The sequence below is a fragment of the Limosilactobacillus difficilis genome (assembly GCF_947387495.1).
GTDB lineage: Bacteria > Bacillota > Bacilli > Lactobacillales > Lactobacillaceae > Limosilactobacillus > Limosilactobacillus difficilis.
Genome location: NZ_CANDNU010000049.1, coordinates 1 through 11,054, shown reverse-complemented (window position 1 = coordinate 11,054; position 11,054 = coordinate 1). Strand labels below are relative to the sequence as shown.

The 11,054-nt window shown below is 43.0% G+C and carries 10 protein-coding genes; all 10 read left to right on the top strand.

The features are described from left to right. Positions 1-369: 369 nt before the first annotated feature. The 10 genes from QOR82_RS07930 to QOR82_RS07885 all read left to right on the top strand — a co-directional run bounded on the left by QOR82_RS07930 (position 370) and on the right by QOR82_RS07885 (position 10,934). Positions 370-1,482, top strand: a complete 1,113-nt coding sequence (locus QOR82_RS07930; protein ID WP_283584236.1) for a Gfo/Idh/MocA family protein — start codon at positions 370-372, stop codon at positions 1,480-1,482. Positions 1,483-1,520: 38 nt separating this feature from the next. After that, positions 1,521-2,537, top strand: a complete 1,017-nt coding sequence (locus QOR82_RS07925) for a sugar phosphate isomerase/epimerase family protein (RefSeq protein ID WP_283584235.1) — start codon at positions 1,521-1,523, stop codon at positions 2,535-2,537. Position 2,538: 1 nt separating this feature from the next. After that, on the top strand, positions 2,539-2,931 hold the full coding sequence (locus QOR82_RS07920) for a C-glycoside deglycosidase beta subunit domain-containing protein (RefSeq protein ID WP_283584234.1): 393 nt from the start codon (positions 2,539-2,541) through the stop codon (positions 2,929-2,931). A gap of 358 nt (positions 2,932-3,289) precedes the next feature. Beyond that, positions 3,290-4,294, top strand: coding sequence for a substrate-binding domain-containing protein (locus tag QOR82_RS07915; protein ID WP_283584233.1), 1,005 nt, complete (start codon positions 3,290-3,292; stop codon positions 4,292-4,294). 19 nt (positions 4,295-4,313) lie between these two features. Continuing rightward, a complete protein-coding gene (locus QOR82_RS07910; RefSeq protein ID WP_283584232.1) occupies positions 4,314-5,780 on the top strand; it encodes a sugar ABC transporter ATP-binding protein in 1,467 nt (488 codons plus the stop codon). Continuing rightward, the gene (locus tag QOR82_RS07905) at positions 5,781-6,773 is read left to right on the top strand and encodes an ABC transporter permease (RefSeq protein ID WP_283584231.1); all 993 of its coding nucleotides are present in this window, start codon (positions 5,781-5,783) and stop codon (positions 6,771-6,773) included. It begins immediately after the preceding gene. Between the two features lie 46 nt (positions 6,774-6,819). Further along, positions 6,820-7,761, top strand: a complete 942-nt coding sequence (locus tag QOR82_RS07900; RefSeq protein WP_283584230.1) for a sugar phosphate isomerase/epimerase family protein — start codon at positions 6,820-6,822, stop codon at positions 7,759-7,761. A 74-nt stretch (positions 7,762-7,835) separates the two neighbouring features. Next, positions 7,836-8,879, top strand: a complete 1,044-nt coding sequence (locus QOR82_RS07895; RefSeq protein ID WP_283584229.1) for a Gfo/Idh/MocA family protein — start codon at positions 7,836-7,838, stop codon at positions 8,877-8,879. Then, positions 8,872-9,852, top strand: a complete 981-nt coding sequence (locus tag QOR82_RS07890) for a sugar phosphate isomerase/epimerase family protein (RefSeq protein WP_283584228.1) — start codon at positions 8,872-8,874, stop codon at positions 9,850-9,852. The genes QOR82_RS07895 and QOR82_RS07890 overlap by 8 nt, the downstream gene beginning before the upstream one ends. A 119-nt stretch (positions 9,853-9,971) precedes the next feature. Further along, complete coding sequence (locus tag QOR82_RS07885) at positions 9,972-10,934, top strand: GRP family sugar transporter (RefSeq protein WP_283584227.1); 963 nt, start codon at positions 9,972-9,974, stop codon at positions 10,932-10,934. Positions 10,935-11,054 lie beyond the last annotated feature (120 nt).

Below are 11,054 nucleotides of genomic sequence, written 5' to 3'. Positions count from 1 at the left end.
TCCTTTCAAGGGTATTGAAGGCATCGAGGGTCAGTCGATGTCTTTTTTTATTTTTCAGTATATCTATATTTTAAAGGGAAACGGAGCTGAATGAAATCCGAAGATTTCATCCAACTCCGTTCTTTATTAGAGACTTATGTCACAGTCCCTTTTAATTTCAGTTGAATTTTCTAAACGCAAATTTGCACAATGAAAATCGCAATTAATTAATTTATGAAATATCAAAAAATCGAAAAAGTTAAGAAACCGCTATCAAAAGGTTTAATACATGCAATAAAATTGCGCTTCCCACTGATACCATAATAAGCGTACTGATACAGGAGACCACTTCAAGTACTGGTACGTAAATGAAAAATAGGAGCGATTTTTATGAAAAAACTAAAATTCGGTTTTGTTGGTTGTGGGGGAATCGCTAATCAAAAGCACTTCCCAGCCTTAGCCAAATTAAAAGACAAGGTAGAAATGGTTGCCTTTTGTGACATTATTCCAGAACGTGCCGAAAAGGCTGCAAAACAGTATGGTACTCCTGATGCAAAGGTTTATACCGGTTCAGCAACGGCATACAAGGAAATGTTAAAGGATCCTTCAATTGACGTTGTTCATGTTTTGACGCCGAATGTTTCACACTCACAAATCACCTGCGATGCGCTTTACGCTGGCAAGGATGTTATGTGTGAAAAGCCAATGGCCATTAACTATGCCGAAGCTAAGAAAATGCTGGAAGCATACCACAAGAGTGGCCAATTATTAACGATTGGTTACCAAAACCGGTTCCGTGATGATTCACAGGCTACCTACAAGGCTTGCCGGAATGGTGAATTAGGTGACATTTACTTTGCTAAGGCTCACGCCGTTCGTCGTCGTGGTGTGCCAACTTGGGGTGTCTTCCCTGACAAGTCCAAGCAAGGTGGCGGCCCATTGATTGATATTGGTACTCATGCTCTGGACCTGACCCTTTGGTTTATGAACAACTACAAGCCGAAGATGGTTCTTGGCTCTACCTACCAGAAGTTGAAGGATAATCCAGAAGCAAACATGTTTGGCCCTTGGGATCCAAAGACTTTTGAAACTGAAGACTCAGCCTTTGGTCTGATTAAGATGGAAAATGGTGCAACGATCTTCCTAGAAGCTGCATGGGCATTGAACATGATTAACCCGAAGGAAGCTCAGGTTACTCTTTGTGGTGATAAGGCCGGTGCTGAAATGTTCGGCCAAGCCTTCATGGATAAGGGTTACGTTGTCTTTAACCGGGCAGCACACGGCGAATTGGAAGAAACTCGTCCATCTGAAGCTGGTGGTGTCTTTGGCTTTGGTGCTAACCACGTTGAACAACGTGATGCAGAAGCTCAACAATGGGTTGACGCAATTTACAAACGTAAGGAACCACTGGTAAAGCCAGAACAAGCGATCGTTGTTACACAGATTCTTGAAGGAATTTACAAGTCTGCTGCAACTGGCAAGGTTGTTTACTTCGACGATTAACGCATTTTCTCGGATTAATGAAGAAGGGAGTAAACATAATGAGTGACATTAAAACTTCAGTCAGTCTTTATAGTTTACAATATGAATACTTAACAAAGCGGATGTCGTTAAAGGACATTCTGAAATACATGCATGATCTGCATGTTGATGGTGTGGAAGTATTGCCTGACCAAATGATTCATGGGGCCCCAGAACCATCTGAAGAAACCCTGAAGAACTGGCATGACTGGATCAAGGAATACAATCTGGATCTCTCTTGCATTGACGTTTTCTTGAACACTGATTTGTACAAGAACCGGACATTAACTTTAAAGGAAGATATTAAGTTAATGAAGAAGGAAATTGATGACGCCAACAAGTTGGGCTATAAGACGGTCCGGATGATTTCTATGACTCCACCAGAAGTTGTTCCGTATGTTTTGCCATATGCTGAAAAGCTTGGCATTACCTTAACCTTGGAACTCCATGCTGGTCTGTCATGGGGTGTGCCGGCTACTGAAAAGTACCTGAAGATGATGAAAGAAATCGATTCACCTTACCTCGGCATTACTGTTGATACTGGTATCTTCTGCCGTCGGATTCCGCGCGTTATGTCAGAATACTGGAAGAAAGTTACTGGCGTTTCACAAGAAACCATCGATTGGTGCAACTCATTCTTCGATCGCGGTGAAGACGTGGCACGTTATGGCTTCAACCCGACCTCTGAATTTAAAGCGGGTGAAAAGAAGTACGGTAAGACACCTGCTGACAAGATGTATATCACTTATGCCCAAGGCTATGAAAACAAGCCATTATCCATTATGGATGACTACTTGAAGTACATTAAGCACTTCCACTTTAAGCTTTATGAAATGACCGACAAGGGTGAAGAATACTCAATTAACTACCATGAAATTATGGATTATCTTCACGAAAAAGGTTACAAGGGCTACGTTTCAACTGAATATGAGGGCAACCGGTTTGTTCTGCCTGGCCACCCAATGATCGAAAAAGAGCAAGTTAAAGCGCATGTTGAAATGATGCGTAAAGAAATTGCACGAGTGGAGGCTAAGTAACATGTTTGATAATAACGTTTTTATCAAGGGTACTTGCCATAACTTCAAAACTGCGGATGAAGTAAAGGGATTTGAACTTCAGACCAACATTACTTATTATCGTGGGATCCCGCTTTCAATGGTTCACGATTTTAATGTTTGGGTTGATGGCGTTAAAGTAGACCCTGACCAATTACAATTCTCTGTTGACGGTAAGGAATGGTTCACGAAGGATGAACTGACGACTGTTTCTGACATCAAGTGGGAATATGGCGAACCGGCAACGATTCGGGTTAATGTTGATGGCGGGCTGTCTGGTAAGCACCGCATCAAGCTTAACATTGTTACAGTGACCGCTTATATTCCGGTACCGTTAAGCGGATTTAAAGAATATGAAGTAGATTTTTCTAAATAATCAAACTATTTATCAATGTGGATAGTAATTTAATACTTTAAATGTGTTAGTTTTCTCAGTTTATCTATCTAATTCATTACCAAACGACAATTAATAGCTGCAAAGCCTTGCATCACGTGTCCGTTGATGTGAGGCTTTTTTGCTGCTTTTGAACAAAAAACATAGAAACTATCATCTTATTTTTTAACTTGCAATTTTGAAGATGATATCAAAAGACAATTTTTTTGCTGTTTATATCTAAAAAATAGCATAGAGAGAAAGCGCTTTAAATAATATATTTATCACTGTTAGGTGGTGGTACGCATTAGCAAGATAAATGTGTTTGATAAACCAATTTTTATAGATAGGAGTTGAAATTATGAAACGGATTTTGAAGATGTTGGGTTTAGTCTTTTTAGGCTTGACCCTCGTTGCTGGTGGCCTGACATTATTTGATCAGAGTAATTCATCAGCAAGTGCCGCAACCAAGGTAAAGACCAGTAAAAAGGTGAGCGGCGTTGATAAGGATACGTTGGTTGTTGACATGCCAGCTGCAGACCACGGTTGGTTATCTGGGGTTGCCTACTATGCTCAGCAGGAGTGCAAGGCCCTTCATCTCAAGAAGTACCGGGTAATTACTGCGGCTAACGTTAACGATCAGACTTCACAGCTGAATGAACTGACCAACCAAAAAGTTGGGGCTATCGTATTGGAACCATATACAGGTGAACTTTCGGTGGCCGCACGGAAGGTTGTCAAGGCTAACATCCCGCTGGTTATCTTTGACCGGAAAGTAAATGCTAATTACAACGGTTTCGTTGCCGGTAGCAACACGGAAATTGGGAAAACTAGTGCGGACTACCTCGGTAGCAAGCTGAATGGCAAGGGCACGATTGCCGTTTTGAGTGTACCAAGTTCTGGTTCAGTTTCTTCTGAACGGGTTGGCGGCTTCAAGAAGGAAATGAAGGCTAAGTACCCGAACATCAAGCTGGTTACGATGACGGCTGATGCCTTCACTCAAAAAGATGGCTTGCAGACTGGTCAAGACATGTTGACAGCCCACAAGCATGTTGATGCGATTTACTCAATTGACGACGAATCCTCAATGGGGATTTTGCAGGCAATTAAGGAAGCCAAGCGGACAGACGTTAAGTATTTGTCTGGTTGCGGTGGCAGTCAAGCTTACCTGAAGAAGATTAAGAACAACAAAGATAGTATCAAGTTGTTCACGGCGACGTACAGTCCAACGATGATGCGGATCGCGGTTCGTGAAGCTAACAGCGCAATGCATGGTAAGAAGATTCCAAAGAACAAGATCATCAAGACCAACATTGTTACCAAGTCGAATGTTAACAAGTTCATGGACTCGAATTCACCATACTAATTAAAGGAGATGGCAAAGCATGGAAACAATTCTACAAATGAAAGGAATCAAAAAATCATTTGGTCACAACACCGTTTTGCGTGACGTTGATCTGACCATTCATCGAGGTTCGATCCATGCTTTGCTCGGTGAAAATGGGACGGGCAAAAGTACGCTGATGAACATTTTGACCGGTTTGATTCCGGATGATGGGGGCGAGATCGTCCTCACCAAAGGAGTCAAAATCACCTTTATTCACCAGGAACTCTCACTAGTTAATGATTTGACAGTCTATGAGAATCTTTTCCTTGGTCATGAAATCATCAAGCATGGCTTTATGGATCGCAAAACGATGATTCAACAATCGAAAGCGGCGTTGAACCGGATTGGGGTTCGTCTAGACCCTGCTGCTTTAGTCAAAGACCTTGGGCCTTCAGAGAAACAAATTGTCGAGATTACGCGGGCCCTCCTCCAGAATAATGACCTCATTATTATGGATGAACCAACATCTTCGCTGACGGATGTCGAAATTGATCATCTCTTTGAAGTGATGAAGCAGCTCAGTCAGCAGGGCATCAGTATTATTTTCATCTCGCACAAATTACAGGAAGTACTCAAAGTTTGCGATGAGTACACCGTGATGCGGGATGGTCGAGTGGTCCTCGATGGTCAATTAACGAAGGATGTCTCCGAAGACCAGCTGATTGAAGCAATGGTCGGAAAAAAGCTCAACGCCATGAACAAAAGAGAACGTTTGATTAAGACGGACGATGTGTTGGCTTTGCGCGATCTCAGCAAACAAGACGAATTTGAGGACATTAATCTCCACATCCGTAAGGGTGAGATCGTTGGCATTACTGGTTTGCTGGGTGATGGCAAAAGTAACCTATTCGCGACGGTAGCCGGTGCTAACTATCCTTATCAGGGACAAATTGTGGTTGATGGCAAGGTAACTAACATGAAAAACACTGCTAAAGCGGTGGCACGTGGCATTAGTTATCTGCCGAAGAACCGGAAAGAAAATGGTATTATTCCGGGTCTGAGCATTAACGATAATTTACTGCTGACCATTTTGCGCCATTTGAGTAAGGGTGGCATCTTATCAAATGACCGACAACGTTTAGCATTTCAAAAGTACAGCAAGGTATTCAACATTAAATATGGCCAGCGTCGTGATCACATCACTACTTTATCTGGTGGCAATCAGCAAAAGGTCATTCTGGCCCGCGCCCTGAGCACTAATCCACGGATCGTCATTTTAGATAACCCGACCCAAGGGGTGGATATTGGGGCCCGTTCAGAAATTTATGAAGAAATTGAACAGTTGTCGCGACAAGGGGTCAGTTTCGTCGTTCTTTCCAACGAATTTAATGAAATTAACCACATTTGCGACCGGGTCTATGTGATGTGCCGAGGAAAAATTGTGAAAGAGATGCTCCACCAGGAGTTAGATGAAGAAGCGGTTCTGCGTTACGCAATGGGCAGCGCGAGTGAGAAGGTGGATTGAATGCAGTTGTCAAAAGAAAAAAATAAGTTTTCGATGAAGCGGTTTGCACAACAAAACAGTGCTTTGATTGCCTTTGTAATTTTATTTGTTGTGTCAGTCTTGATCAAGGGCAAGACCTTTTTAAATCTCGGTAATATTATTTCAGTCTTGCAAAATAACGCAACGATTGGAATTATTTCCCTCGGTATGATGCTCATCATTATTACCGCTGGGATGGATTTATCTGTTGGTTCGATGCTAGCGGCTTTAGGACTGATTGGTTTGGCTGTATTAAACCACACCAACAGTATTCTTCTGGCTTTTCTTGCCTGCATTCTTGCTGGGGCAATCTTTGGTCTGATCACCGGTGCTTTTGTAGCCCAGTTCACTATCCCGGCCTTTATTGTGACGTTAGGTACTATGCGGATCTACCGCTCGCTAGCCGAATATGCTTGCCAGGGTGGCGGGATTACCGCTACGGTTAGCCACGCCGATAAATTCATCAATATCTCGAATTCGTCAGTGATTGGGATCCCTATCCCAGTGATTATCTGGGCTGTTCTCGGTTTGGTTATTTGGGTTGTCGCAAATAAGACGGCGTTTGGCCGCCATGTTTATGCGGTTGGTAGTAACCAGAAGGCGACTTTCCTGTCAGGTATTAACGTCAAGCGGGTTTTAGTGTTTGTCTACATCATCGGGGGCATGTTAGTTGCCGTTGCTTCGATGCTGGAAGCTTCTCGCCTGGGTAGTATTAACTCCGCCTCATCGGGTTTGAACTACGAAATGGACGCCATTGCGGCGACGGTCATCGGTGGTACAGACCTGTTTGGTGGGAAAGGAACGGTCTCCGGCACTATCTTCGGGACACTGACTCTTGGGATCATTAACAACTTGATGAATTTACTGGGGATGCCATCATTCCTGGTTGGCGCTGTCAAAGGGGCAATCATTATCATTGCTGTCTTGATGCAGCGGGCCTTTAATTCGCAGTCAGAAAACGTTTCAACTAATTAAAAATTTAAAGAATATATTATCAACAATAAATAGGAGTGTGAAAATCATGAAGTTTGGTTTCTTAACAGGTTGCTTGCAGGATATGACGCTCGAAGAAAAGATGGCTTACGCTCACAAGGTAGGTTTTGATGCCCTCGACGTTTCTTGCTGGCCAACGGATAACACCCGGGACTATTCTGGTAGTGACATCGACACAGAGAACTTAACCCCAGAAGGGGCTCAGGAAATCTTAGATTGGTGCAAGAAGTACGACATCACGATTTCAAGTTTGGCTTACTATGACAATATGCTGCATCCTGATCCAGCTACTCGTCAGCACTACTACGACCATCTGAAGAGCGTCATTGTTGCTGCTGGTATGTTGCACGTACCGTTGGTTGGTTGCTTTATCGGCAAGAACCAGAACAAGTCATTGGAAGAAAACTTTGATGACTTTGAGAAGCTATTTAAGGATGATCTTTGTCCCTTTGCCGAAAGCCATCACGTCAGTCTGATGATCGAAAATTGTCCGATGATCGGTTGGCAGAAGGATGGATTCCCTGGGACTTTCTCTTACTCTCCAGAACTGTGGGATGAGATGTTCCGACGGGTACCAAATAAGAACTTTGGTTTGAACTTTGACCCGTCACACTTGGTATGGCAAGGTATTGATTACCTGCGTGCTCTGCGGGACTACAAGGATCGAATTTTCCACATTGACGCAAAGGATATGCATGTTCACCAGGATGCTTTCTATAAGTATGGGATCTTTGGTAAGAAGCTACACCGGACCCAACCGGAAGACATTGGTTACTGGACTCCAGTGATCCCGGGCTTAGGTGACATCAACTGGAGCATCTTCTACAACGTTATGAAGGAAATCAGCTACAAGGGTGTCTTCAGCATTGAACATGAAGACCGTCGCTTTGCTGGCAACAATGACCAGATTAAGAAGGGGTTGGAATACTCTTATAACCACTTGAAGCCGATTATTACTGATTTTAAATAGATCATTGTTACGGACTGCAAGATAAAAGAGGATGGGTTGCGGCTCATCCTCTTTATTTGAAAGGGGTAATTAAGATGAAAAATTTAGTATTGATCGGCTATGGCGGCATGGGCACTCGTCATCTTGACCGTCTAAAAAACGTCAAGGAAATTGCGGTCAAAGGCGTCTATGATATTGACCCGCAGAAACAGACAGCAGCTAAAAAAGATGGTTATTATTCGTATAATTCACTAGTTGACGTTCTCAATGATTCAGCAGTCGATATTGTTTTGATTGCAACGCCTAATGATTCGCATAAAGAACTAGCAATACAGTCACTGCAACACGGAAAACATGTCATTTGTGAAAAACCAGTCACACTTTCCACTGCCGACTTGCAGGATATCCTTGATACAGCCAAGAAATACAATCGTAAATTTATGGTTGATCAAAACCGGCGCTGGGATGAGAACTTTCGAATGGTCAAAAAGATTGTGGATGACGGAGCCCTTGGCAAAATTTATGAAATCCGCAATATCATCAACGGTTCGCGAGGGATCCCAGGAGATTGGCGGCGCAATCCTGAACAAGGTGGTGGCATGGTTTATGATTGGTGTGTGCACATCTTGGACCGAATTTTGTGGCTGAAGAAGGGAATTAAGCTGCGTAGCCTTTACGCTGATCTTAGTTACCGGCTCGGCCATCAGGTAGACGATGGTTTCTACGTCGAGCTGCAGTTTGATGATGGGATGCGTTGTATTTTGGAAGTTGGCACAGCTAACTTCATTAAGTTGCCAGAATGGTACGTTGCCGGTTCCACGGGTACTATGGAAATTAAGGATTTTGAACTGCATGGTGAGTACGTCACTCTCAAGGGTGAATTGGCTAAGGATACGATTCCCGTCGAGGCGGGCGCCGGTTTTACTAAAACCATGGCGCCTCGGACCGACGGTAGTTTGGAACATCACCCGCTACCTAAGGTTGCAGTCGATGTTTGTGATTTTTACCGCAACTTCGTGGCTTGGATTGATGGTAAAGAAGAACCAATTGTGAAAAACAGCGAAGTGATGGATGACATGAAGATTATTCAGGCCATCTTTGATTCAGCTAAGGACAACAAGGTGATCCATTTTGACTAGTGACAGTGCGATGCTGGATTTCAAAGAGAGCCAGGCACCAAGGGTCGGCTTCATTACTAACTGTCTCAAAATGCCCTTTATTAAGAAAGTGAAATTAGCAAAACAACTGGGCTTTAACACTTTAGAAGTGGCATGCTGGCCGAAGGGACACCCGAAACAGTGCGACATTGATGCAGATCATTTTGACGTAACAACTATCAAAAACGTTCAAAATCTTCTTCAACAAACAGGCGTTTCCATCAGCTGCTTAGCCTATTATGATAATCTGCTGAGCGCTGATTTGACGATTCGCCATAACAATCAGAAACATCTCAAACACGTCATTGATCTAGCGTCAGCCCTGGGGGTGCCCTATGTTGGGACTTACGTAGGCCGGGACCTTAATCACTCTATTGCTGATAATTTCAGTATGTGTGCTGATACTTTCCCATCACTGGTTACCTACGCGGCCAATCATCATGTCACAATTTTAATTGAAAATTGTCCGATGCCAACCTGGGACCCAGAAGGCTTTCCAGCGACCATTACTTATACACCGGAGCTATGGGAGGAGCTGTTTCACATTATTCCGGATGAGCATCTCGCTCTCAATTTTGATCCCTCGCATTTGTATTGGATGCACATTGACTATCTTGCGGCAGCTAACCAATTTGCCGACCGGATTAAAAGTGTCCATGTTAAAGATGTGACGACGATTAATAATGATCTGGGTCGTTATGGCATTTATGGCAAAAAGGTGGATAAAAAACATCGTTATGATTATGGTTACTACCAAGCTACCGTTCCCGGTTATGGCGATATTAACTGGCTTCAATTATTTCGGGTTCTCCAGGATCACCATTATCGAGGACCATACGAAGTTGAATATAAGAATGGCAATGGCTTTGGTGTGATTTTGGATGATCAAAAAGGTTTGAGAATGAGCAGTCATTATGTCAGAGATATGTTGGGCCTTGCCAAAATTACTTCCTAAATTGTTGGAGCAGTTTTTATGTAAAACATCAAAAACAGCCATGCAGGATCCTGTTAAGAAATTCTGCATGGCTTTCTTTTTCCGAATTCAAGTTGCTGGTTAAGAAAATACAGAAGGAGTTGAGTGACATCGCATTTATTATCGCAATTATTCCTTCACTTTGTTGGGGATCTCTCGGCATTCTTTCCACCATTTTTGGCGGCAATGCTTCTCAGCAAACAGTGGGATTAACTTATGGAGGCTTGCTTTTTGGTTTGCTCACTTATTTTGGGTGGGTAGTGCCCCATCATTATTTCATGGATAGTAAATTAATCTGGATTGGGTTGATTTCTGGAATTTTGTGGGCCCTTGGTCAGGCTTTTCAGTTTTTGGCTATTAAGACCATGCATGGTGTTTCTATCGCACTTCCTCTGTCAATGACTAGTCAGCTGATTGGAAATGCGCTATTGGGAGCAGCACTTCTCGGTGAATGGACTAGCATTCAGCAATGGGTTGTGGGGATTATAGCAATTGGTTTGATCGTCAGCGGAGTCCTGATGATTCAAAAGCGTGATAACAAGAATAAAGCAACGCCATCAGGTGTGAACTGTCATGGATTATTCCAGGTCTTAGTTTCTACGTTAGCTTATATGGGATATTTTATTACTCCTCGGTTAATGCAACGCTGGCTGCATATTTCTAATAATATTGTTACAGCAGGCCACGGCATTAACTATATGGTGGCGATTGTCCTTCCGCAATCAATTGGGATGGTGATCGGCGCCTACTTATATGTTTTTCTAATTTCTCATGAAACAAAGTATCTTCATGCTCGACCCACTTGGCAAAATGTCATTGTCGGGGTTGTATGGGCTCTTGGGAATGTAACAATGTTTATCTCCATTGCCAACCCTCGTCTTGGCCAGGCCACTGCTACCACGCTCGGCCAGCTGGGGTTCATTGTGGGTGCTTTTGGTGGAATTTTTATTCTTCACGAACATAAAACTCGTTGGCAGCTAAAGATGATTGTTGGTGGTTCCATTATTGCACTGATCGGTGCTGTTATTATCAGTAATATCTCTTGGTTTGCTGCTTTAATCTGAATAGCTGGATGGACAGAAAGGCGCTTCTGTCCGTTTTTTATTTCTGAGAATTTACAATTCAAGTGCAACATAAATTAAAAAAATAACCCATAACGGGTAGAATTAGTTTAATAACCAAAT